The 23,422-nt window shown below is 38.9% G+C and carries 20 protein-coding genes and 4 pseudogenes; 8 read left to right on the top strand and 16 right to left on the bottom strand.

Annotated features, from left to right (window positions below):
• Nucleotides 1-35: 35 nt before the first annotated feature.
• A pseudogene (gene yjjX, locus JCM15074_RS21050) lies at nt 36-553 on the top strand (inosine/xanthosine triphosphatase).
• Between the two features lie 76 nt (nt 554-629).
• Here yjjX and JCM15074_RS05195 read toward each other — a convergent pair.
• The 4 genes from JCM15074_RS05195 to JCM15074_RS05180 form a co-directional block, all read right to left on the bottom strand.
• Nucleotides 630-1,121 carry a hypothetical protein gene (locus JCM15074_RS05195; RefSeq protein WP_025820265.1) on the bottom strand — a complete coding sequence of 164 codons (492 nt, stop codon included), beginning with the start codon at nt 1,119-1,121 and terminating at the stop codon, nt 630-632.
• Nucleotides 1,122-1,241: 120 nt separating this feature from the next.
• Nucleotides 1,242-1,715 (bottom strand): GNAT family N-acetyltransferase, encoded by a 474-nt coding sequence (locus JCM15074_RS21045; protein ID WP_306302214.1) that lies wholly within the window; start codon nt 1,713-1,715, stop codon nt 1,242-1,244.
• Complete coding sequence (locus JCM15074_RS05185; RefSeq protein ID WP_025820264.1) at nt 1,708-2,355, bottom strand: Type 1 glutamine amidotransferase-like domain-containing protein; 648 nt, start codon at nt 2,353-2,355, stop codon at nt 1,708-1,710. Before JCM15074_RS05185 ends, JCM15074_RS21045 begins: the two co-directional genes overlap by 8 nt.
• A gap of 151 nt (nt 2,356-2,506) precedes the next feature.
• Nucleotides 2,507-3,004, bottom strand: a complete 498-nt coding sequence (locus JCM15074_RS05180; RefSeq protein ID WP_025820263.1) for a VF530 family protein — start codon at nt 3,002-3,004, stop codon at nt 2,507-2,509.
• Between the two features lie 243 nt (nt 3,005-3,247).
• On the opposite strand from JCM15074_RS05180, the gene JCM15074_RS05175 reads away from it, so the two are divergent.
• A complete protein-coding gene (locus tag JCM15074_RS05175; protein WP_025820262.1) occupies nt 3,248-4,858 on the top strand; it encodes an ABC-F family ATPase in 1,611 nt (536 codons plus the stop codon).
• 105 nt (nt 4,859-4,963) lie between these two features.
• On the opposite strand, the gene JCM15074_RS05170 is transcribed toward JCM15074_RS05175, so the two are convergent.
• Together JCM15074_RS05170 and fadR are read right to left on the bottom strand one after the other, a co-directional pair.
• On the bottom strand, nt 4,964-5,275 hold the full coding sequence (locus tag JCM15074_RS05170) for a DUF4144 family protein (RefSeq protein WP_159105271.1): 312 nt from the start codon (nt 5,273-5,275) through the stop codon (nt 4,964-4,966).
• Between the two features lie 109 nt (nt 5,276-5,384).
• Nucleotides 5,385-6,104 (bottom strand): fatty acid metabolism transcriptional regulator FadR, encoded by a 720-nt coding sequence (gene fadR, locus JCM15074_RS05165; protein ID WP_025820260.1) that lies wholly within the window; start codon nt 6,102-6,104, stop codon nt 5,385-5,387.
• Between the two features lie 298 nt (nt 6,105-6,402).
• On the opposite strand from fadR, the pseudogene nhaB reads away from it, so the two are divergent.
• Nucleotides 6,403-7,984 (top strand): annotated as a pseudogene (gene nhaB, locus JCM15074_RS21040) (sodium/proton antiporter NhaB).
• 108 nt (nt 7,985-8,092) lie between these two features.
• Nucleotides 8,093-8,617 (top strand): disulfide bond formation protein DsbB, encoded by a 525-nt coding sequence (dsbB, locus tag JCM15074_RS05145; RefSeq protein ID WP_025820256.1) that lies wholly within the window; start codon nt 8,093-8,095, stop codon nt 8,615-8,617.
• Between the two features lie 54 nt (nt 8,618-8,671).
• On the opposite strand, the gene JCM15074_RS05140 is transcribed toward dsbB, so the two are convergent.
• Both JCM15074_RS05140 and JCM15074_RS05135 read right to left on the bottom strand, forming a co-directional pair.
• Entirely contained in the window at nt 8,672-9,112 is a 441-nt protein-coding gene (locus tag JCM15074_RS05140) for a YcgN family cysteine cluster protein (RefSeq protein ID WP_025820255.1), read from the bottom strand.
• 92 nt (nt 9,113-9,204) lie between these two features.
• Nucleotides 9,205-9,486 (bottom strand): YcgL domain-containing protein, encoded by a 282-nt coding sequence (locus tag JCM15074_RS05135; RefSeq protein ID WP_025820254.1) that lies wholly within the window; start codon nt 9,484-9,486, stop codon nt 9,205-9,207.
• Between the two features lie 380 nt (nt 9,487-9,866).
• On the opposite strand from JCM15074_RS05135, the pseudogene minC reads away from it, so the two are divergent.
• The 3 genes and pseudogenes from minC (at nt 9,867) to minE (ending at nt 11,626) form a co-directional block, all read left to right on the top strand.
• Nucleotides 9,867-10,531 (top strand): annotated as a pseudogene (gene minC / locus JCM15074_RS21035) (septum site-determining protein MinC).
• A gap of 26 nt (nt 10,532-10,557) precedes the next feature.
• A pseudogene (gene minD, locus JCM15074_RS21030) lies at nt 10,558-11,366 on the top strand (septum site-determining protein MinD).
• Nucleotides 11,367-11,368: 2 nt separating this feature from the next.
• The gene (minE, locus tag JCM15074_RS05120) at nt 11,369-11,626 is read left to right on the top strand and encodes a cell division topological specificity factor MinE (RefSeq protein ID WP_025820253.1); all 258 of its coding nucleotides are present in this window, start codon (nt 11,369-11,371) and stop codon (nt 11,624-11,626) included.
• Nucleotides 11,627-11,661: 35 nt separating this feature from the next.
• On the opposite strand, the gene rnd is transcribed toward minE, so the two are convergent.
• From rnd to tsaB, 6 genes are all read right to left on the bottom strand, one after another.
• The gene (rnd, locus tag JCM15074_RS05115; RefSeq protein WP_025820252.1) at nt 11,662-12,771 is read right to left on the bottom strand and encodes a ribonuclease D; all 1,110 of its coding nucleotides are present in this window, start codon (nt 12,769-12,771) and stop codon (nt 11,662-11,664) included.
• A gap of 185 nt (nt 12,772-12,956) precedes the next feature.
• Entirely contained in the window at nt 12,957-14,630 is a 1,674-nt protein-coding gene (gene fadD, locus JCM15074_RS05110) for a long-chain-fatty-acid--CoA ligase FadD (RefSeq protein ID WP_025820251.1), read from the bottom strand.
• 163 nt (nt 14,631-14,793) lie between these two features.
• Nucleotides 14,794-15,663, bottom strand: a complete 870-nt coding sequence (locus JCM15074_RS05105) for an alpha/beta hydrolase (RefSeq protein WP_025820250.1) — start codon at nt 15,661-15,663, stop codon at nt 14,794-14,796.
• A 91-nt stretch (nt 15,664-15,754) separates the two neighbouring features.
• The gene (locus tag JCM15074_RS05100) at nt 15,755-16,450 is read right to left on the bottom strand and encodes a M50 family metallopeptidase (protein WP_025820249.1); all 696 of its coding nucleotides are present in this window, start codon (nt 16,448-16,450) and stop codon (nt 15,755-15,757) included.
• Complete coding sequence (locus tag JCM15074_RS05095) at nt 16,443-16,709, bottom strand: hypothetical protein (RefSeq protein ID WP_025820248.1); 267 nt, start codon at nt 16,707-16,709, stop codon at nt 16,443-16,445. The genes JCM15074_RS05100 and JCM15074_RS05095 overlap by 8 nt, the downstream gene beginning before the upstream one ends.
• A gap of 31 nt (nt 16,710-16,740) precedes the next feature.
• Nucleotides 16,741-17,457 (bottom strand): tRNA (adenosine(37)-N6)-threonylcarbamoyltransferase complex dimerization subunit type 1 TsaB, encoded by a 717-nt coding sequence (gene tsaB, locus JCM15074_RS05090; protein WP_025820247.1) that lies wholly within the window; start codon nt 17,455-17,457, stop codon nt 16,741-16,743.
• 215 nt (nt 17,458-17,672) lie between these two features.
• Here tsaB and JCM15074_RS05085 point away from each other — a divergent pair, with 215 nt between their 5' ends.
• Nucleotides 17,673-18,953, top strand: a complete 1,281-nt coding sequence (locus JCM15074_RS05085; protein ID WP_025820246.1) for an MATE family efflux transporter — start codon at nt 17,673-17,675, stop codon at nt 18,951-18,953.
• A gap of 66 nt (nt 18,954-19,019) precedes the next feature.
• On the opposite strand, the gene JCM15074_RS24165 is transcribed toward JCM15074_RS05085, so the two are convergent.
• Both JCM15074_RS24165 and JCM15074_RS21025 read right to left on the bottom strand, forming a co-directional pair.
• Complete coding sequence (locus tag JCM15074_RS24165; protein WP_025820245.1) at nt 19,020-21,305, bottom strand: PKD domain-containing protein; 2,286 nt, start codon at nt 21,303-21,305, stop codon at nt 19,020-19,022.
• Between the two features lie 44 nt (nt 21,306-21,349).
• Complete coding sequence (locus JCM15074_RS21025; protein WP_025820244.1) at nt 21,350-23,401, bottom strand: carboxypeptidase-like regulatory domain-containing protein; 2,052 nt, start codon at nt 23,399-23,401, stop codon at nt 21,350-21,352.
• Nucleotides 23,402-23,422: the final 21 nt, after the last annotated feature.

Here is a 23,422-nt window from a genome sequence, read left to right as displayed (position 1 = left end):
AAACTAAAATAAAATACATTAATAGTTATCTAGCAATGAAATCAATTATTGTAGCTTCTCATACCCAAGCAAAAATCGATGCCGCGTATGATGCATTTATTCGGGTATTCCCAGATCAACAATTTATGGTTAATGGCGTTGCCGTTAATACTGGAATAAGCGTGCAACCCATGTCGAGTGATGAAACACTAACAGGTGCATGTAATCGAGTTAATCAAGCCAGATTGCTCTTTCCAGATGCTGATTATTTTATTGGTGAAGAAGCTGGCCAAGATGGTGAGTTTACGTTTGCTTGGATAGTCATTGAAGATAAGCTTGGGCGTCAAGGCCAAGCAAAATCAGCCGCATTCAAACTGCCAGCTGCAGCCTTAATCGAATTGATAGCGGTCATGAGCTTGGTGATATATTAGACGATTTATTTCATCGACCAGATGTCAAACAGCACGGCGGTGCAATTGGTCAATTAACCCATCAACTACTGAATAGGGCTAAGGTGTATCAACAAGCCGTTGAACTCGCATTAATCCCAATTATTAATACCGAATTGTATTAATAATGATAACAACCGCGAACAAGTCAATGCCGCATTAATATAAGATAATGCGGCACAATTAATAGGGGGAATAACCTTAATCTAATGTACAACTTGGCCGTAATAGGTCATACATGGCGCTAAAACCATCTAGTGATACTTGTAAATGTTCCAACTGCTTACCAGATATTGCACCGTCACCTTGTAGTGTAACTTGCAATTGTTTTCCTGATTTCACGGCATCAATCTGATTTTCAGGTAATGTGGCCCAATGACTGGCCCCCTTAACCCAAACATCCATATCAAAGTTTTCTGCACTATCAATGGATGCTTGCGCACTATAGCCCTCTTCATACTGTAGTAATGACTTTAAAAATAGTAAATTAACCCCTTCAGTGGTACATCTAAGCACCACGGTATTTACTGCACCATCACTTACAACGTCGCTTACGCCTAAAATGACATTTTCATGAGTAATAGCATTAACCGTCTGGTAATATTGCCAATCGCCAAAAGTTTGTTTTAATTCGAGCGAGGCGTAGACATAATTAGAAATAAGTAGCAGAGCCAATAAGATAATTTTCTTCATAACAACCGTAAATGATAACAACAATCATTTATAATACTTGCTCGGCTATTCATTCTAGAAATGAAAAGATAACCAATGTAACATTTTGTGACAACTGTCACGCGCTACGACAAATAGCCATCAAATATACATCGGCAAACCGACCGTTCTTAAAGGCATAGTTTTGGGCGGTGCTTCAATAACAAAACCGTGTTTTTGATAGAGATGAATAGCTGCTTTATTATCGGTATAAACTTCAAGTTCTATTCTAGCAATAGCCAACCAGTTAAATGCTAAATCAAACATCGCTTCAATTAATGCAGAGCCTATACCCTGCCCTTGTGCAGCTGCAGTCACAGCCATGCCAAAGTTAATAACATGCTGTCTCCTCGGACTCTCAAAACGTTCAAACCCGAGTTGTCCTAATAATGTTCCACTCACATCAACAGCCACTAAACTATAGAAGTTCGTCCTGTTCGTTAACCGTTGTTGCCACTGAGACAAACTCGAATAAGGTAACTGCAAGGTATTACTGTAACTATTAGGTTCACAGTATAAATGCCATATTGCTTCAATATCATGTATTTCGCTTGCGCGGATCGTTATTTCATCCATGTAATTTGCCTTCCTTTAATGAATCACTCCATTGATATTCACCAAAATAATGACTCTGACTATTATCAATCACTACTGCACTATTATCTGAAGCTAATAATATATTGCTATCGATTTGGGTTATCTGATCCCATAAGTCCACTGAAATATTCTTTAAATCAATATGTGGGACATATAATAATCGCGCGAGTCCTAAACCAGTATCATCGGTAAGGCCAATGCTATTAATGTCACCACATAATGGCGCAGTCATTATTGATGGCGACAGAATCATAGCCCCAGCACTCACTCCAACAATATGACCCCCTTGTATTGCATAAGCGCGAAGTGCTGGGAGTAAATGTCGTTGTTTTAACCAGTATAAAAACCGAAAGGTATCACCACCACTTAAATGGATAATATCGGCTTCAAGCAGCTGTTTTACCATACCCACATCAAAGTTATCTTCCAATTCAAGATAACAATTAAGCTGCATATCCATCGCCGCATAATAAGCTTGCGTTTGTTGATAAAACTGACGTTTGGGATCTGGCGATGACGCAATATAAGCAACTTGTGGAGTATGTTTATTTTGACTTAATGCGCTAATCTGATTTACTGCATACTCGTTATCAGGCTGACTTAATAATATAATGGCCATAGCACCTCCATATGAACTGTTACTTTTATTAATTATATATTGCTACTAAGTTACAGTATTAATCCTTCACCTCAAGAAAAAATGGATATAAAAAAAGCATCTATCGTCAAATAGATGCTTCAATAAATAAGGTTATACCTACAAGATTGGCTTATTTACCCCAAGGGTTTTTAGGATCTTGTGAAGGCTTAGCACGATTAGTTCGTGCTTGATTATCACGAGCAAAAGGCTGATGAGCACTAGAACGGTCTTTGTTAAAGCCACCACGTTTAGTATTTTGCTTCATTGCTTCATAATCAGCAGTCGCTTTAGCACGCATCTCAGCAATAATCTCAACCGTCAGTTCTTGTGGCTGACGTGGAGCAATGCCATCTACAAATGCACGTTCACGTGGTTTTAACTGAAACTGCACTGAATTTGCTTTTGGCATACGCTTAAAACGATACAGATAGAAATTCTCTACTCGCTCTCGTGCCCACTCAGTTTTCTTAAGGAAAGTCACACAAGATGTAACGGTTGGCTTGTTATTAAAACAATCCAAACGTAATGCTGCATATAAAATATTCCAGTTATAAAAACCCACAAGTTCTTCAATCATGGTCTCTAATTTTAAGCCATGTAATGGGTTATTTTGTTGCTTTTCAGTCATAAATCCAACTATCACATTAAATTAACGGTTTGAGCATGGCTCAATGATCGCATCATATCAATAATTTAAGAAAATCACCGCTTATTTACCACAAATAACATTAATTAATTATAGAGCAGTATGCGCTGCTCGACATTTTACCTACAAACTCTGTATAATCCGCGGCTGTTTTATTCTGGTTCAATAATTGCTTATTGATTCCGATAATTAATCTACTCTTAAGTTAACTGCTGGGACACTCCTTTGATTTCTACCGCAAATATCACAATGCAATTCGGCCCTGAGCCATTGTTTGAAAACATTTCTGCAAAATTTGGCAATGGTAACCGTTACGGTTTAATTGGTGCAAATGGTTGCGGTAAATCCACTTTTATGAAGATCCTTAGCGGTGAGCTAGCACCAACATCGGGTAACATTTCAATTACTCCCGGCCATAAAATAGGTACATTAAGCCAGAACCAATTTGCTTTTGAGCAATACAGTGTTATCGATACTGTGATTATGGGTGATACTCATTTATGGCAGGTCAAACAAGAGCGTGAACGTATCTATTCTTTGCCAGAGATGAGCGAAGAAGATGGCATGAAAGTCGCGGAGCTTGAAAGCGAATTTGCTGAAATGGATGGTTACAGTGCTGAAAGCCGCGCTGGTGAAATCCTACTAGAAGCTGGTATCGAAGAAGATATGCATTTTGGCCTAATGCAGCAAGTTGCACCCGGTAAAAAGTTACGCGTTCTATTAGCACAAGCACTTTTTTCAAACCCTGACATCTTATTGTTAGATGAGCCGACTAACAACTTGGACATCCACACCATTAACTGGTTGGCTGATGAATTAAATAAGCGTAAGTGTACTATGATCATTATCTCGCATGATCGCCACTTCCTAAATACAGTTTGTACCCATATGGCTGATATCGATTATGGCGAGCTACGTATCTATCCTGGTAACTATGAGTATTTCCTTGAAGCATCAGCCTTAATCCAAGAGCAGCTTTTATCGGGTAACGCTAAAAAAAGTGCTGAAATGGAAGAGCTACAAGACTTCGTTAATCGCTTTGGCGCTAACGCCTCAAAAGCAAAACAAGCAAGCTCACGCGCTAAAAAATTAGAAAAAATCCAACTTGATGACGTTAAATCATCGAGCCGTGTGAGCCCATCGTTACATTTTAAAGAATCAAAAAAAATGCACCGTCAAGCATTAGTACTTGAGAATATGGGTCATGGTTTTGAAGGTGAAATGTTGTTTGAAGGTGGGGAGTTAATCCTTGAAGCGGGTGCAAAACTTGCTGTTATTGGTGAGAATGGTGTAGGTAAGTCTACTTTCTTGCGCTGCCTAGTTAATGACTTACAAAATAACCAAGGCATCATCAAATGGTCTGAAAATGCGGCTATTGGTTATTGCCCACAAGACAGTAGCAGCGATTTTGATAACGATCTGAATTTATTTGACTGGATGTCACAGTGGCGCACACCTAAACATAACGACTTAATGGTTCGTGGCATGTTAGGCCGTCTACTATTCACTGAAGATGATATCAATAAAAAAGCAAAAAATTGCTCTGGTGGAGAGAAAAACCGCCTACTATTCGGCAAGCTTATGATGCTGGAAATTAACGTATTAGTGATGGATGAACCGACCAACCATATGGATATGGAAGCGATTCAAGCTTTAAATGATGCGCTTAAAGTGTTTGAAGGTACCTTAATTTTCGTTAGCCATGACCGTGAATTTGTTTCTTCATTAGCCACTCGAATTATTGATGTAAAAGATAAGAAATTGGTTAATTTCCAAGGCACATTTGACGAATATATGGCAAGCCAACAAGAACAAGCTGCTAGACAAGTTGCATAAGTACTAATAAAACAGCAGATACTTACGCAATCAATAAGGCTAATTTGATATATTCAAATTAGCCTTTTTTATCGCTTATATAGCCATAGCTTTAATTTGATAAGATTATTTAAGCGCGTTAATCATTTCAGTAATCGTGGTAAATGTTGTTTTAGCCACGCAACAAACCCCCTGACTTTGCCAATGTGTTTTAACCAAGCAAAGCATCTCATCAACGCTGATCAAACCAATAGCCTCTTCAATAAGTTTTCCATTAACTGAAGACGCTAACAAAAACTTTTGGCCTTGACTATCAATTAGCATATCACCCGGTTCATAGCCTAATGCATGTAAAGTACTATCTGATAGCCACTCGTCGCTATTGGCAACATAGAGCAACTCAGGATCACCACTATATTTGACTATTACAGGCCACATAATCATCGTCTTGTTCTCTATAGTTTTTGCCTCTTAATTATGAGACACAAAATTAAGAGACAAAAAAGCCAGTTAACAAGGTAACTGGCTTTATTAAAGGTGGTTAATATTATTTAATTTCTTGAGCAATATTCGCAGGCATATCAACACGTAGACGTTGCCACATAATACCAGAGCTAACGCCATAACTACGCATTAACTCAGGAACTGCCAGATAATTCTTCTCTTTCGCCAAAATATTAAGTTGGCTATAAAAATTAAGTGCTAATTCACGGGCTTCTTGACATGAGAAGTAATAACGTCCCACTCGGCTATATAAATCCTTAAAACCATTCAAAATTAACACGTATAAAGGATTACCTGACGAAAATGCCAATTGATGATGTAACTCATAATCATAAGCAGCAAAGCTAGCAGCATCATCAGATAAATGCTCAGCATCAACTAGCGCATTGACCACCACTTCAGGATTATAGCGTACAGCACCTCTAAAATAGATGGCACTGATATTGGTTCTTGCTGATAGTAGTTGATCGACTAGCTCTGGAAACCCTTCAGGGTTAAGTTCAGCTAACGTGCCTAAAATATTAAGACCCGAGGTCTCCCAAAAATCATTTACTTTAGTTGGTTTGCCGTGTTGAATCGTTAACCAACCATCACGAGCTAGACGTTGTAGCACTTCTCTTAAGGTGGTTCGAGTGACACCGATCAGTTCAGAAAGCTCTCGCTCAGCAGGCAAAATTGAGCCTGGTGGAAATTTCCCTTCCCAAATTGAACGAACAATATATTTTTCTGCGAAACTAGCAGGTCCCTTGGCATCGATTATCATCGGCCTAAACATCCAATTAATTAGCGTATTTATGGATGATGATGATACCAGAGCTATCAAAAATGGAAACTAAAACTGTTAGTTAGTATTGTATCTATTGTACTAAGCATGCATTGACTGGTCACTAATTATGCATTTAACCTTAATCTAATATACATTTTTGCAGACTGGATCAGTTTTTTGGAAACCTGTTATATCTTCTATCAAATAAAAAGGCTACTTTAGCGTGGACGGAATGTGATTCACGTTGTATAAAACTTTAATCACAAAATCTATAACCTTATATAGTGAGGAAGACATGCCTACGGCAATTAGTCAGGCGTTTATTGACAACTTCTTAGGGAACTCTCCTAAGTGGTACAAGATCGCGATTCTAGCTTTTTTAATCATTAACCCAATAGTGTTTCATTTCAGCCCTTTTGCAGCTGGCTGGTTATTGGTTCTTGAATTTATTTTTACACTTGCAATGGCACTTAAATGTTACCCGTTGCAACCTGGTGGTTTATTAGCCATCGAAGCAGTAATTATCGGTATGACGACACCAAGTATGGTGTTACACGAGATTGAAGCGAACCTTGAAGTATTACTACTACTAGTATTTATGGTAGCTGGTATTTACTTTATGAAACAACTTTTGCTATTCGTCTTTACTAAGATGATTACAAAAGTTCGTTCAAAGATCGCTGTATCGCTACTATTCTGTATCGCGTCAGCTTTCTTATCTGCTTTCCTTGATGCATTAACCGTAATTGCAGTAATCATTTCTGTTGCAGTGGGTTTCTACTCTATCTACCACAAGGTAGCATCAGGTACTAACTCTGGCGATAGCATGACCATACAACAGAAAACACTCAAATCAATGAGCAAGAGCTTGATGATTTCCGTGGTTTCTTACGTAACCTTTTAATGCATGCTGGTGTAGGTACTGCTTTAGGTGGTGTATGTACAATGGTAGGTGAACCTCAAAACCTTATCATTGCATCACAAGCTAACTGGCAGTTTGCTGAATTTGCTATCCGTATGTCACCTGTAACTGTACCGGTATTCTTTGCTGGTATCTTTACCTGTTTCTTAGTTGAGAAATTCAAAATCTTCTCATACGGCGCACAATTACCTGATTCAGTGCATAAGATTCTATCTGATTATGCAGATCAAGAAGATGCAAACCGTACTACTCGCGACAAAATGAAGCTGGTTATTCAACCTTCGTAGGCGTATGGTTAATTATCGGTTTAGCATTACACCTTGCATCAGTAGGCTTAATTGGTTTAACGGTTATCATTTTAACCACTGCGTTTAACGGTATTACTGATGAGCATTCATTAGGTAAAGCGTTTGAAGAAGCACTACCTTTCGCCTCTTTATTAGCAGTATTCTTTGCTATCGTTGGTGTAATTATTGACCAAAAGCTATTTGCACCAGTAATTCAATGGGCACTTGCTTTTGAAGGTAATACTCAGTTAGTTATTTTCTATATTGCTAACGGCTTATTATCGATGGTGAGCGATAACGTATTCGTTGGTACGGTTTATATTAACGAAGTTAAAGCGGCGCTATTAGATGGCCAAATTACACGTGACCAATTCGACTTACTTGCTGTTGCAATTAACACGGGTACCAACTTACCATCTGTTGCAACACCTAATGGTCAGGCCGCATTCTTGTTCTTGTTAACCTCTGCACTTGCTCCACTCATTAGACTGTCATATGGTCGAATGGTATGGATGGCACTGCCTTACACTATCGTATTATCGATTGTAGGTATCCTAGCGATTCAGCAAGGTCTATTAGAGCACATGACGCAAGTATTCTATAACAGTGGTATACTTGTACATCATACTGTTGCAGAAGCAATGACGGCAGTTTTGCCTGCACACTAGTTATTTATCGATTGACTGATTTCAATTAGTTAAGTAGATTTTAAAACGCCCTTTATAGGGCGTTTTTTTATGGGATTTCCCATCACTTTGTTATACAAAAGGCGCAACATGAATACATTGACTCAACTTGCACATTCAAGGAAGGCGTGGTTTATATTATTTGCCACGGCACTATTTCTTGAACTCACTGCCCTCTTCTTCCAACATGTAATGAAACTTAACCCATGTGTTATGTGTGTATATCAAAGAGTCGCGGTATTTGGGTTAATATTCGCAGGCTTACTGGGCATGTTACAGCCTAAAATTTGGCTGGTTCGTTTTATTGCTGTAATTGGCTGGGGGATCAGTGCTATTTGGGGCTTAAAACTCGCTATTGAGCTCTATAATATGCAAACCTACCCATCACCATTTGAAACTTGTGGTTTCTTACCTGAGTTCCCGCATTGGTTACCATTACATCAGTGGTTCCCCTCTATCTTTTTACCTACTGGACTTTGCAGTGAAATTCCCTGGTCTATGCTTGGCCTTACCATGGCACAATGGATGATCTTCGCTTTTAGCCTATATATCGTTGCACTCGTTATCTTTATCTGGCCAGTATTACGCCCAAACTCACATCCTAATAGCAAATAATCACCATAAAAAAACGCCCTATAAAGGGCGTTTTTTAGCAGTTTAAAAAGTTAATTAATCCATGTCTCGCAATGGCCAAATAACTATATGATCTTCTATATCAACAACTTTGGTTTCGCATACAATTTTATTTTGGACTGACATGCCATTTTCATGCATCGCTTGCTTTGAGCCAGTTAACAGCGGATGCCAACTCGGTAAATCACGTCCCATCGCTAAACGACGATAAGCACAAGAGTCAGGTAACCAAGTTAACTCAGCAACGTTATCAGCTGTAATTTGAGTACACTCAGGTACTATCGAGAAACGTTCATTATATTGAGTACAATGACACTCTTGACCATCAAGCAAACGGCATGCTGCATTACTGTAATATAGCTCTTCTGTTTCATCATCGATAAGCTTATTTAAGCAGCACTTACCACAACCATCACATAACAATTCCCACTCTTGGGTGCTCATTTCTGCAAGGCTCTTGCTATTCCAAAACGACATATCTTTTCTTCTATTTCAACTAAACCAAAATATCACTTTTACCAAAGTAACCACACTCTATAATCTGGCTTATACCAGAATGGTAATGTGAATTACTTAGACTCAAAACCAATTGATTGTTTATGGGCTTCCAATAAATTCTCAACCGGTGGTGGTAATTGCAAATAATAACCTTTATCAGTTAATTCGCTTTTTACCTTATCAATATCTGCGAACCCTAAGTGATCTCGTTTTTCAAGCGGCAACATCATCACTAATTGTCTTGACCCAAACATATTTAATAATGCTTCAGGTACATCAGCAAATGCTTCTCGCTTAGGCACAAATAAATAGGTTTCTGGACGACGCAGACTTTTATAAACAGCACAAATCATATGTTTCTCTTTATTCCAAGGACTCGACTTGCCAGTCAACGGCGCACACTATAACATGTCAGCACAATAATTAATGCATTAGCGTATACCCAAGTTACTTGAAAATGTAGAATTTAGTTCAGTTTATTGATGTTTGACAAGCACTAGACAATTATTCATCACGATTGCGCAGTTAACCTCAATCATTGATTGAGAAATACGTTAACATAAGGCCAATAGCACTGAGCATAAGCCAATATTTTAGCCGTATCAGTTCCAAGCAAAATATAACATTGCATATTATTAGATGGGGCTTGATTACTCTCGTTAACTTACTGAAAATACATGTTCAGGTATATTGGGTATAAACATAGTTAACTATTCTCGGGATCTAAACCAGAATGCAAAAACCTAGCATCGAATTAAAAGGGTCATCATTTACACTTTCCGTGCTTCATATTAATACCACGGACCTATCGACACTTACCTCAGACCTTGATAGGAAATTATCCCAAGCACCTCAATTCTTTATTGGTGCACCTTTAGTTTTAAATTTAGCTGCAATTGGCGAAGACTTTATTGACCTAGTTGAGTTAAAATCTTTATTATTAAGCAGAGAGTTAATCATTGTAGGGATTACAGGGGCTTGTAAAACCTTAGTTGAGCAAGCTAAACAACATGGATTTGCGGTATTAAAATCTGGTAAGCAATTAGAAGCTCTGCCACCTCCGCCAAGAGCAACAAGAATCGTGAAACAAAATATTCGCTCTGGCCAACAGATTTATGTTAAAGATGGTGATTTAATTGTAATTGGTGCTGTGGGCAATGGCGCAGAAGTGATTGCTGATGGAAGTATTCATATTTATGGTGCTTTACGCGGAAAGGCCATGGCTGGCGCCGCTGGTGATAAGCAAGCGTCATCCTCGCCCATTCAATGGATCCTGAACTTGTTTCCATTGCAGGACAATATTGGTTATCAGAAAACTTTCAACATGAACATACCGCAACGAGTGGTTGTATTCGACTTTTAGAAGAATCACTCATTTTTGAATCATTGCCAATATAGTAGGCAACTTAAAGGATACAGTAAACATGGCGCAAATTATTGTTGTCACGTCAGGTAAAGGCGGTGTCGGTAAAACTACTTCAAGTGCAGCGATTGCCACAGGCCTTGCACTAAAAGGAAAGAAAACGGTAGTCATCGATTTTGACATCGGCTTACGAAATTTAGATTTAATCATGGGCTGTGAACGCCGTGTAGTATATGACTTTGTCAATGTCATTAATGGCGAAGCGAACCTTAATCAGGCTCTGATTAAAGATAAGCGCTGTGATAATTTGTTTATTCTACCTGCATCGCAAACTCGAGATAAAGACGCTCTGACTAAAGAAGGCGTTGGCCAAGTACTCAGCGATTTAGCTAAAACATTCGAGTATATTGTTTGCGACTCACCTGCAGGTATTGAAGCCGGTGCAATGATGGCACTTTATTATGCTGATATGGCCATTGTAACCACCAACCCAGAAGTGAGCTCAGTTCGAGATTCTGATCGTATTTTAGGGATTTTACAAAGCAAATCTAAACGCGCTGAAGAAAATCTTGAGCCAATACAAGAATTGTTACTATTAACTCGTTATTCACCAAAACGAGTTAAAACTGGTGAAATGTTAAGTGTTGATGACGTTAATGAGATCCTTGCGATTCCATTAGTTGGTGTAATTCCTGAGTCTCAATCAGTTTTAAAAGCATCGAACTCTGGTGTACCAGTTATCTTAGATCAAGACAGCGACGCAGGACTAGCGTACAGTGATGCCGTTGATCGTATATTAGGTGAAAACGTACCACTCGCTTTACAGCTGAAGTGAAAAAAGGATTTTTACAAAGAATATTTGGAAGCTAATTATGTCTATATTGGATTACTTCAAAAGTAGCAAAAAGAGTAATACTGCAGCCACAGCCAAGGAAAGGTTACAGATTATTGTTGCCCACCAGCGTAGTGAACGTGGTGCGCCAGATTACTTACCGCAAATGAAGCAAGAAATTATCGAAGTTATTCGAAAATATGTACATATTTCTGCCGAACAAGTTTCAGTACAGTTCGATCAAAATGATGATGACTTCTCAGTATTAGAGCTCAATGTTACGTTACCTGAGAAATAAACAAAGCCCCTATGTAGGGGCTTTTTGTTATCTCGTTAAAATGTCAATGACAGCAAAGCTGGTGCAGCTAATTTGCCGCGCCAGCCATTTAGCAATAACGGGCTATCACCCTGTTTATTGTTCCAATGCCAATTCATATAATCATGAATATGGCGTTTGGCAGCCATTAACTCACTCGGTACTTGTTCCGCTTCACAAATCTCAAGTAAACGCGCTTTAATCTCTTTAAATCCAGCTTTATAACCAGGCTGTAGTGCTAAAACATCAATTAACTCTGGTAGATTATCCAAATCAGCCTTTTGCATCACAGCTAGCATATCACGGCCATTAATGCGTTTTTCTAACTCTGTCAAATCCGCAAGTTTGCCCAATTCCATCATATTCTTAGGCTGCTTCTTTGCAAGACCAATTAAACCATGATCTTTGACAACAAAACCTAATGCTAAATTACGATGAGTCGCCTTTTGTAAACGCCATGTGGACAACACTTTCAAGTAAGCAAGCTGTTGTTGATTTAATTGAAAGCCATTCTTTACTTTCAAATAGGCATTGTCAAAATCAATTTCAGCTAACCGACCTTCTGTCATTCGCTGACTTTCTTCTTCAGCCCAACTTAAGCGCTGCTGCTCAATCAATTTTTGTTTTAAAATTGGATATAACTGATATAAATAATATACATCATTAGCTGCATACTGAAGCTGAGCGTCAGACAGCGGTCGCTTTAACCAATCAGTACGCGACTCGCCCTTATCAAGGCTCACATCAAGACACATCTCAACTAATTTGGCATAACCTAACCCATGTCCAAGTCCGGCAACACTTGCAGCAAGCTGGCTATCAAATAATGGGGTTGGCTGACATTGTCCATAATGTGCAAACACTTCTAAATCTTCGCTGCACGAATGTACCAATTTAACAATGTTCGGATTTGATAAAAGCTGCCAAAAGCCACTTAAATCTGTGATTGAAACGGGATCAATTAATGCTAACCGTTTGCCATCATAAGCTTGAATTAATCCAAGGTTGGCGTAATAAGTACGGGTTCTTACAAATTCAGTGTCTAAAACTAAAATGTCACTCTGTTGATAATGAGCCACCAAATCAGCTAATGCGGCATCGTCACTAACATATTCAAACGCTATCAAGGTTCTCTCCGAAGTGCTTTGTGCTTATTCAACTGCACTTACTAGGTAATACCTATTGTATTAAAGATTTGACCGAGTCAAAGCGTATCAATTTCTTAATACAATGAGGATGAAACAAGCTGCTAGTATAACACGAGTTAAACTAAAGCTAATAAAAAGGCCGACTATGTCGGCCTCTTTAATCATTATGCTTTTTTCACTTCGTCGCGTAACTCTCGACGCAAAATCTTACCCACATTGCTCTTTGGTAATTCATCTCTAAACTCGACTAGCTTAGGAATTTTATAACCCGTTAAATGCATACGGCAGTGTTTAATGAGTTCTTTTTCATTTAATGATTTATCTTTAGCAACAACAAAGATTTTAACAATCTCACCACTGACATCGTGCGGAACCCCCACTGCAGCAGCTTCAAGTACTTTAGGATGCAATACCACAACATCTTCTACTTCATTAGGGAACACGTTAAAGCCAGACACTAAAATCATGTCTTTTTTGCGATCAACAATATAGAAGAAACCTTTTTCATCCATACGGCCAATATCGCCGGTCGATAACCAACCATCTTCGCCAATCACTTCCTTAGTGTCTTCAGGACGTTGCCAATAACCTTGCATCACTTGCGGGCCTTTAACATATAACTCACCCACTTCGCCCATAGGCAAGATTTGCCCCTCTTCGCTACGTACTTGAATTAACGTAGATGGTGCAGGAAAACCAATAGACCCGTTATAAGCCTCTAAGTCATATGGGCAACAAGTCACTAATGGTGAAGCTTCTGTTAATCCATAGCCTTCAAGCAACTTAGTTTTAGTAATCTGTTGCCATTCATCAGCAACAGCTCGCTGAACAGCCATACCACCACCCATAGCAAGCTTTAACTTTGAAAAATCAACATTTTTGAATTCTTCATTATGCACTAAGGCATTAAAAAGCGTATTAACACCGGTAATCGCAGTAAATGGATACTTCTTTAATTCAGCAATAAAACCAGGGATATCACGAGGGTTGGTAATTAATAAATTCTTACCGCCTTTATGAATAAATAACAAGCAGTTTACCGTCAATGCAAACACATGGTATAGCGGTAGTGCCGTCACCATAAACTCTTTGCCATTCGCTAATAATGGATTATAAGCACCATCGGCTTGAAGCACATTGGCAACCACGTTGGCATGTGACAACATGGCCCCTTTCGAAACACCTGTTGTACCACCCGTATATTGTAAAAACGCTAAGTCTTCAGGTTCAACTTCTGGCTTGATATACTGCATACGACGACCTTTTTGCAGCGCTAAGCGCATAGAAATCGCATGAGGTAAATCATATTTAGGAACCAACTTCTTGATGTACTTAACCACGAAGTTAACCAATGTCCGTTTAGGGGCACTTAATAAATCGCCTAAACCAGTAATAATCACACTTTCAACCGTTGTTTCATCAACAACTTTTTCTAAAGTACGAGCAAAATTAGATACAACTACAATCGCCTTTGCACCAGAGTCATTTAACTGATGCTTTAACTCTCTTGGGGTATAAAGAGGGTTAACATTAACAACCACCATGCCGGCACGTAAAATACCAAATAGCGCAATAGGATATTGCAACACATTTGGCATCATTAGTGCGACTCTATCGCCTTTTTCGAGCTTTAATTCATTTTGCAAATAAGCGGCAAATGCTCGGCTACGCTCTTCTAATTTACGATAGGTTAAGGTCGCGCCCATATTAATAAAAGCAGGCTTATCCGCATACTTGGCAACCGAAATCTCAAACATCTCAACCAATGAGGAATATTGCGCGGCATCTATATCTGCCAAAACACCATCTGGTAAATTATTAATCCAAGGCTGATCCACAAAACTCTCCTAACATTCCTCAACGATAAATGCAGTATCCTGCGAGCCCGAATTTTCAGGCGAATCCATTTATCTATTTATTCTTAACCGTAAATCATACAGTCGTTTGATTTTTAAACATCTTCACATAAAAAGATGATTTTGCATAGACATAAGCCATGTATCAATCACCATTTGCTATAAAACCACCCACTAATTTAGCGGTGTTGACTGCAGAGGTCATATGTAAGTGATGATCCCCCTCAATCACGTGATGAGCCAGAGAATTAAAACTTTGTCTCATTAATAAATCTTGTTGCTCTGATAACACTTTAGCGGTTATTACTAAAGTCGGCGTGTCAGTGACTTGCATAAGATTATCGACTTGCTCAGCCGTTAATCTTAATGGAGAATCCAACTTTAAACGTGGGTCGGTAGCCAAATAACTGCCAATATCATCATTTTTAATATTACGCGCTAATATTAATTCACAGAATGTCTCGTTGAGGCCAGTTAATTTATGACGAGCTTTAACCAGTGACTCTAAGCTTCTATAACGTCTTAATTGCTGCTGTTTTAATACATTTTTATAATGACCCAAAAAGCTTTTTTGCAGCCTAACTTTATTTAACTTAGCCTCTTCCTGTAATGGAAATAATCCATCAATCAATATCATTTTATTGAACTGTTTAGGATAGATAGCATTATAACTGCTCGCAATAATAGCGCCTAACGAATGCCCCATTATTGCAGTAGGTTGCTGCATACCAAACCATTGTAGTAAACAATGTAAATCAAATAAATAATCACTCCATTGCAATGGGTATTGCCCCGGACGATGTTGTGAATAACCATGACCAGGCCATTCCACAGCTAATATTTGATAATCTCGTTGTAACTGCTCTGCTAATGGCTTAAAGCTCATTGCGTTATCAAGCCAACCATGTAATGCAAGAATTAGCGGTTTATCTTCCATTCCCCAGCGAATAGCGGCTAATTCAATATGTGCCAAAATAATGGTTTCATTTTTCATAGGCGCGCAAGATTGCCACATATGTCTATCCTTGTCAGTTGACACATATCAAATTTTTATAAATTTCAATGTCATCGGAGCTGTTGTTGAATAAATAACACACAAGTTTATCTTATTTATTACGCTTAATATTATTCGGTCGAATTCTTAACCAACATAGATATAAAACAAATAAGCTGCTCACCCACCACAAGGCTACCCAAAAATAACTCGGGATCATGCTGTTAGCCGCTAAAATATCTGCATCACCTTGCCCAGTTATGCCTAATAATGCAGTGGGACTATTGATCGCATTAACCACCACAACCAAAGCAATCACACGTAATAAGCTCACTAATATAGTATTTTGATGAAACTTAAGCGGTAAACAAAAAAGGATGCATAACATGGATAAAATAATAATCGTTAACGGATCTCGAGCCCACAACAACATACTATAAAATACGAGACCAGCTATTAAGCCAAAATAGAGACGGATACCTTGCATCCAAGTAGCAAGATAAAACAATAAACCACCCCATAATGCCGCGCCAAGATAACCAGCTAAACCAATAAGGATGACATTTCCACCTTGACTAAAACAAAAACCAGCACCATTAAGAAACAATTGAATATTTGCTACTGAGCCACCACTTATTACCGTCGCTATCGCGTGTGATATTTCATGAAAATAGCTCTCAAGCCATTTAAATGGCACCCCAAACCAAGGTAACCTCGCAATTATCCACGCCAATAAAAGCTCTACCATAAAACGACTTTTACTGGGTAAGTTCGGAGAGATTATCGGTTTTTTGGGGTTATCAGACATAGACATCAACGCCTAGCATTTGCTTAATATAGGCTCTTTTATCAGCATACATAATGTCATTGTATGTCGTTAGTCCATGATGAGCGGCTTTAGTAAACTGATCATATTCCAGCTTTGCTTTTGCAGCTTGTTCAACGCTAGCTTGGCTTATCACCACAGGAGGAGATACAACAACTAATTGTGTTGTTGTATCTGATTTTTTACTCGATTGGGATTTTTGCGATTTAATCGTTTGATGGCTTAGTGCGCGAATGTGCATTTAACTAACTCCTACAACGGAACGCTGTTATTTACTCCCTACCAGGTAACTTCTTCCATGTAACGGTATCACGTAAATAAACCGGACTTAACTCATCAACCGATGTAGCCTCTCCATTCGCTATGGCTTTTTTCGCAATCGTAATCATTGCCGCCGCGGTAGGAAATTTTGCTGATGGTACCATCTCAATATTGGCTGTTAATGTGAGTAGTTCTGGGTAAGCATCAAAACCTGTACCACAACCACTGACCGTTTGTTGTTCACTTAACTGTAACACAACATCTTGCGGAACACTAACTTGCTCAGCTGCAACTAAAGTCGCAACACCTTGTTTTGAAACATATTGTCCACTATATACTTCACCCATTCTAGCATCGATGGCCGCTATAACCTGGCTTGAACCTGCATCAATCGCAATTTGTGCCATTGCCGCTAATGTCGAAATACCAACCACAGGAATATCCTGTCCCAGTGCTAAACCTTGAGTCATGCTGGTACAAATTCTGATGCCAGTAAAACTACCCGGTCCACGACCATATGCAATAACATCAACGTCTGCTAATGTGATATTTGCCTGCTGCAGTACAGTTTGTACCATAGGTAATAAACGCTGGCTGTGCTCACGAGGAGCATCAGCTTGCTGTGCATAAACTTGGCCATTAACTAATAATGCAGCCGAGCAAGATTCTGTACAGGTATCAAGCGCTAATATTATTGGGTTATTTTTTAACATTAGGTCCGAACTCATGAAAAGCCTATTGATTGAACGGTATATATTGGCGCACATCATACCATTAACGGCGATAAAAGTGATGCTAGAGTCATTTATTCCAGCATTTTTATGTCATGACAACTCAGTATAAAATATCTATAAAATTCAATTGCTGCTTTTTTGCGCTAGCGTTACTTTGTTTTATAAGTGAAACGAGTATGATTGCTGCAAAGTTTCCAATCTGTTAGTTCATGACTGAAGCCATCTCACCACTAAAACGCATTCAAAACGCATTTATTGCAAGTTTATGGGCAACTATACTCAGTATTGCTATTGGTTATAGTTTTAAAATTTGGTTAGCACAAATAGTTGATAAAGATTCGTTAGCCATTTACAACACCGTCATTGATGTTATTTCATTATCATTAATTCTTATGACGGGGTTTCGCTCCTCAATGGTTGTAAGCTACTCCCAAACTAAAAATGATAAAGATATCATCAATATTTTTAGGTACGCCCTCATCACGATGGTGCTGTTTACTTGGGGAGTGGTACTGCCCTATATCAAACATAAATTAGCCATTGATGTCGCCTATATTCAATTGGTTGGCATTATCGTCAGTATGGGATTAAAGGTATATTTTACTAATCTTATCGCCATGTATCGGCTTTATGACATTTCTAATCGTGTTATTTGGATAGAGCCATTATCACAAGTGATATTTTTTGTTATCTGCTTTTATCTATTTAAGTTTTCAGCTTTAGATGCGCTATTTTATAGCATGATTTTGTCATCATTATTGATTGCACATTTTATGTATATTCTGCGCCGTAAGGATATCGATACCAAGCCTCTGGCCAAAGTTGAATTAGATCAACACATAAAAGGTTACATCAAAAAAAGTATTACTTCATCACTTGAAGCCGGTGCCAGTATCTTAATGATTTATATGATGGTATTGCTCACCATCCGCTATTTTAGTCTGTCAGAGCTGGGCGACTTCCAAGTTGTAGTAAGACCAATGATCACCTATATGACACTGCTTTTTGTATTTCCTATTTATCGCTTTGTCTTACCTGAACTTGCTGTTTGTGTCCGAAACAAGGATATCCAACAGATAAAAGCCATTAAACATTGGCTCTACAAAATAGCCATTATTATCAGTATTATCTTCCTCTGCGTGAACTGGTTTGGGGGACATTTTATTGTAAGTACGCTTTACCCTGCAGATTACCTTGGTGCAGTGCCAGTACTTAGCCATTTTGCGCTGTTTTTTATCTTAATGATGCTGAATGCCTATCAACTTTCATTACTTAAAGCTTATGGGAAATTTACCACCAGCTTGGTTATCCGCTGTTTAGGTATTATCACATTACTCATTAGTTTTCATATCTACCGAGATTTTACTCATAATATTATCGCAGTCATTATGGCATTAGGCAGTGGCTACGTTGCCATGTTTATTGCAGCGGCTATTGCTGAACGTAAAATTGATAAGAATAATGCATTAGCATTAATGGATGACCATTAATGATGACGACCAATAAAAAAGCATGCGATAAACGCATGCTTTTTACTTCAAATAAACAATCTTAAATTATTTACGACGTTTCACTTTAATTGTTTTAGTTAAGCTTGTTTGAGCATCATGATTATCAGTTACGGTAAGAGTAACCGTGTAAGTACCAGGTTTTCTGTACTTATGCTTAATCTTTTTACCCCAACCTTGCTTACCATCACCAAAGTCCCAATGTTGTGATTTTATTGAACCATCAGGATCTGTACTTTGGCTCTTAAAGGTCACTTTGAGCTTTTTCTTCTTGGCAGTAAACTTAACAACTGGCAACTCGTTATCAGTTACTGTTAAGGTCACAGGGATCTTAACATTACCATATGGCGTGTTGTTAATTGCGAGTAAGGTCGCATCGTACTGACCTTGAGTTAGGCTAGAACCATCAACTGAAAGACGAAGAATATCATTACTTCCAGCGGCAATATATCCCATATCTTCATTAAGACTTAACCATGGAATATTATTCCAATTACATACACCAGTCTCTTCTGAAGTAAAGCTAATCACCATTTGTTGAGCCTGATCGACTGCCCATAAATTACCATTACAATCGATGTCTAAGCCCGCAGTAGATTCTAACTCTAAATCGAGTGTACCATCACCGTCACTATCTAAGCGAACATGATAACCTGCCACAATATCAAGCAATTCAGTATTAGTATCTAATACAAAGATATCGTACGCACCACCACTATCAGCAACAAATAGATGACCAGTTTCTGGATTAATAGCTAAACCAGAAATACCTAAGTCAACATTAATAGAACGGATAATTTCACCATCAGGCTTAAACTGATGAATAATACTGTCGTTCCAAGAACCTGCATAATAGGTATCAGATACAGGATCAAATGCTAGACCTCGTTGTGATGTACTGAAACTTGGACAAATCTTATCACCTGTAACACTCATCGTTGTGGCTGATATTTCATGCACACAGTTATCACCACCAACATTAATCTGCCAGTAAGACTCAGTAAATGGGTTATAAGTTAGATCAGCGCCAAAACCTCCAGTTTCAACATATGGCGTAGCAATAGTATTACCCGTTAAGGCACCAGCACTAGTATATTCTACGAGCTGATCAACTGCCGCACCGCCAGCTTTAGCATCAGAAACCCAAACAGCTTCTTTATCTTTATCAAATACAATTCCCCAACCAAAACCTTGGTTAAGTGGGAATGAACTAACAAATGAGCCTGCTAACATTTCAGGAGCATACACTTCAGGGAAGTAACGGATCTTATTGGTATTCAGATCATTTAAGTTCTTAGGACCAAAGTGACGGCCACTGGCATGGAATGGACCATATGGTAATGAGTCTGCTGCTCTAGGCAATGTTAATAAACGATAAGTTAAATCTGCTGAACCTGTATTGAATAGATCAAGATAAGCAATCGTGCTTTGCCCTGTAATAATATCGATGTCAACAGCATCAGCTTCTAAATAACCTGAACCAATCTCAACTGGTGTCGCTAATGTAAAGTCACCAACATTCACATCAACAGTTGGGTACTTATTCGCCATTACCGTTAAGTCAGCTGCAGCAGGAATGAAGCCGTATACAAAGCCATCGGCTAACATGTCATCAGCCTCAGTAACAACACTTGTCATTAAGACTTGTTCACCTGATTTAACATTAGCCCCTATGATTGCATTCATAGTATTTGCGTCACTAATGTAACCCGCAACCATTTGACCATCTTGCATCACACAGTCAGGTGTACCAATCACAACATCATCAACTGCAGCATACCACTCATAATTAGCATCATAGTAATGCCAGCGTAATGCAAACGCTGTCGCACCATCTAAGAACTCGGCTAAATCAACACTGTATTTCTTAGGTGTGTTGTTATTATCCAATGTCAATACACTTTGCCACTCACCACCATCAACCATGATTTCTAAATCAAGAGAATCTGCACCTGTATAGGTACGATGATTTGCAACAAATTCAACAACGGTATTTTCAAGCTCAGCCACATTTAATGTAGGTGTCATCAATACGGTGTCAACATCAACAAAACCAGCATCATCAGAATCAGCTAAAGCACTATACCCCTCTGTATTGGTTATGTTACCTCGCCCAGTTTCATCAGAGCGAACCCAAGTTGTTGTGGTGTCATTTAATGCTGTGGTAGACCAACCTGTTGGAGGGAAAGTACCTTCAAATTTCTCTTGGAAACTTGGAGTATTAAATGCGTAACCAGGTGCAGTACAGTTAGCATTTAAATCCAGCATCATGTCCGCATTAACTTCACCAGCAGGAATAAGCTCTAACTCTTGTGGTAGATAACCATCAGTCATTAATGCTTCAGCGGTAATCTTAACACTCGTCCCAGTCGCTAAATCTAAACTAAATGCCCCAGTTTCTGGTTGGTATATGTCACTAACACATCCCCAGGAACCTGAACTTTAACTCTACTGTACAATGGCCAGCCTGCACTACCACCATCGGTTACAGTGCCAGATACCATTACTCTTTCAGCACTAACAAGTGCTTGGTTAATCACCTCGTCTTCTTCATCTTCAATCACCACATCTGCAGATGTCACCGACTGCCAACCATAACGGCTGAATGTCACATCATAACTACCTACAGGTACTGTTATATTATATTGACCATTGATGTCAGAAACAGTTGCGGCATTACCTGCACTAACGGTTACATCGGCTAATGGTTCACCAGAACTGGCATCAGTTACTACACCAGAAATCGAACCAGAAGGTCCTGCGACACAAGTAGGGATTTTGAAACTAGAAATATTAGTTGACCAAGCCAAGGTATTGTTATCTTCGGCTTTATAATATTCAGTGGTATACCAGAAAGTACAGTCATCTACAGGGTCAACACTCATACTTGAGTAATCGCCCCAGCGACCACGGTTTATCTGCTGTTGTGAACCACCACCCGCTTTTAGTTCAATCTCACTGGTCATAGTCCCCAATGGATCACCCACTAAACGCGTAGCAGCAAAAGATGATGGATGCTTATCATCACTGGTTAACGAGTAACCTAACGCAATATTGCCTTGAACATCCATCGCACCACTGACCATCCAACGTGCTTGTTCATCAGGTGCAAATGTACCCTGTTGACGAACAGAAACATCGCCATTTGACTCATTTAAATCAAGTTCATACCAACGAACAGCAGGAGTACTGCCATCAGCGCCGGCAACGTTATGAGTAAATACAATTGCGCTACGGTTTTCTAATTTACGGTAAGCTGCACGGAACATCGAGCGGATACCTAAACTATCCAGTGACACACCATTTGGCTGCACAGCATTATCAGGTGCATTAAACTCTGCCACTTCTAACGCAACGACTGGTGAAAAAGTCGCGGCCGAAGCATTGTTCCAATCGACATCAAATTCCCATACATGTAATACACTATCACCTTCACCATCAGCCCAAACAAATAACTGATTTTGGTCTGGGTTTGGTAAAGCAATACCATCAATATCTAATGGCATAGGTGTAAACACTTCTGGAGAATTACCTTGCATACTAAAGATGACTTGTTGTGCTTCTGCACCTATAAGCATTTTATCACGCTCATAAGCGACTACACCGCCACCAGACCATGCAAAGTTATTATTCGGATCAAACTGGTTAACCCCCATATAATAACCATCAGTCCACACACCTAGATGTGGATAATCATTCATTAACTCACCATATGGGAAGTCATATAGGAAGTAAGCACCGGTAGGATCTGATGTTTGCGAAATAGCAATACACTCATGATTGTCAGTGCCATCTAAAGCAAATTGACTAATCATCCAACGATCAGCCATACCATCGTATAAAACTATCGGATCACCACTATTTCTTTCTTCACACTTACCACCAAAGCCATCCCATAATTCATTAATGGCAAAGGGTTCAACTAAGGTATTACCCAATTTATCAAATACCGCCATACTGACATTAACGGTTTGTACATAATGGTTAGGTCCTACGTCACCGTTAGTATCTGGTGGTGCAACACCTAAAACATTACCAACACCATCAAATGACACACCAACATCAGGTGTCATGGTAAATGATCTCGTTAATGGCATTGAAGACTGTAATGCTTTATCTACCACTTTTTTGGCATTTTTCCATCTATTTTCAAATGGAAAGTGATTCGGAACCATCGTATTTTGATTAATACCAGGAACTAAATCACCACTACTTGCTAGCTTAAATTTACGTTGAGGACTTAATTCTGGAATATTATTTTTTATATCGCGTATTGGCTTTGAAACACCAACTTTTGCAGAGGTTAAGACTCTAGTTTCAAACTTCTGAGGAGGTTGTAAATTTTTATCAATTCCTGCGATTGCAGAACCTGATACCCCCACTAATCCTAGAGACAAAACCATATAAGGTAAGCTTACTGACTTTCTCATAAATTAAATTTCCTATAAAAT

The organism is Shewanella marina JCM 15074, assembly GCF_000614975.1.
Lineage (GTDB): Bacteria > Pseudomonadota > Gammaproteobacteria > Enterobacterales > Shewanellaceae > Shewanella > Shewanella marina.
The sequence above is the reverse complement of the archived record's forward strand: the minus strand, read 5'-3'. Positions and strand labels throughout refer to the sequence as shown.

Coding starts and splice junctions, on each gene's coding strand:
- JCM15074_RS05185 (WP_025820264.1), bottom strand. CDS start 2,355: ATGGCCATTATATTATTAAGTCAGCCTGATAACGAGTATGCAGTAAAT.
- minE (WP_025820253.1), top strand. CDS start 11,369: ATGTCTATATTGGATTACTTCAAAAGTAGCAAAAAGAGTAATACTGCA.
- tsaB (WP_025820247.1), bottom strand. CDS start 17,457: ATGAGTTCGGACCTAATGTTAAAAAATAACCCAATAATATTAGCGCTT.
- JCM15074_RS05105 (WP_025820250.1), bottom strand. CDS start 15,663: ATGTGGCAATCTTGCGCGCCTATGAAAAATGAAACCATTATTTTGGCA.
- JCM15074_RS05180 (WP_025820263.1), bottom strand. CDS start 3,004: ATGACTGAAAAGCAACAAAATAACCCATTACATGGCTTAAAATTAGAG.
- dsbB (WP_025820256.1), top strand. CDS start 8,093: ATGAATACATTGACTCAACTTGCACATTCAAGGAAGGCGTGGTTTATA.
- JCM15074_RS24165 (WP_025820245.1), bottom strand. CDS start 21,305: ATGACTGATGGTTATCTACCACAAGAGTTAGAGCTTATTCCTGCTGGT.
- JCM15074_RS05135 (WP_025820254.1), bottom strand. CDS start 9,486: ATGATTTGTGCTGTTTATAAAAGTCTGCGTCGTCCAGAAACCTATTTA.
- JCM15074_RS21045 (WP_306302214.1), bottom strand. CDS start 1,715: ATGGATGAAATAACGATCCGCGCAAGCGAAATACATGATATTGAAGCA.
- JCM15074_RS05140 (WP_025820255.1), bottom strand. CDS start 9,112: ATGTCGTTTTGGAATAGCAAGAGCCTTGCAGAAATGAGCACCCAAGAG.
- JCM15074_RS05170 (WP_159105271.1), bottom strand. CDS start 5,275: ATGTGGCCTGTAATAGTCAAATATAGTGGTGATCCTGAGTTGCTCTAT.
- fadR (WP_025820260.1), bottom strand. CDS start 6,104: ATGATAATCGATGCCAAGGGACCTGCTAGTTTCGCAGAAAAATATATT.
- JCM15074_RS05085 (WP_025820246.1), top strand. CDS start 17,673: ATGACTGAAGCCATCTCACCACTAAAACGCATTCAAAACGCATTTATT.
- JCM15074_RS05100 (WP_025820249.1), bottom strand. CDS start 16,450: ATGTCTGATAACCCCAAAAAACCGATAATCTCTCCGAACTTACCCAGT.
- JCM15074_RS21025 (WP_025820244.1), bottom strand. CDS start 23,401: ATGAGAAAGTCAGTAAGCTTACCTTATATGGTTTTGTCTCTAGGATTA.
- JCM15074_RS05195 (WP_025820265.1), bottom strand. CDS start 1,121: ATGAAGAAAATTATCTTATTGGCTCTGCTACTTATTTCTAATTATGTC.
- JCM15074_RS05095 (WP_025820248.1), bottom strand. CDS start 16,709: ATGCACATTCGCGCACTAAGCCATCAAACGATTAAATCGCAAAAATCC.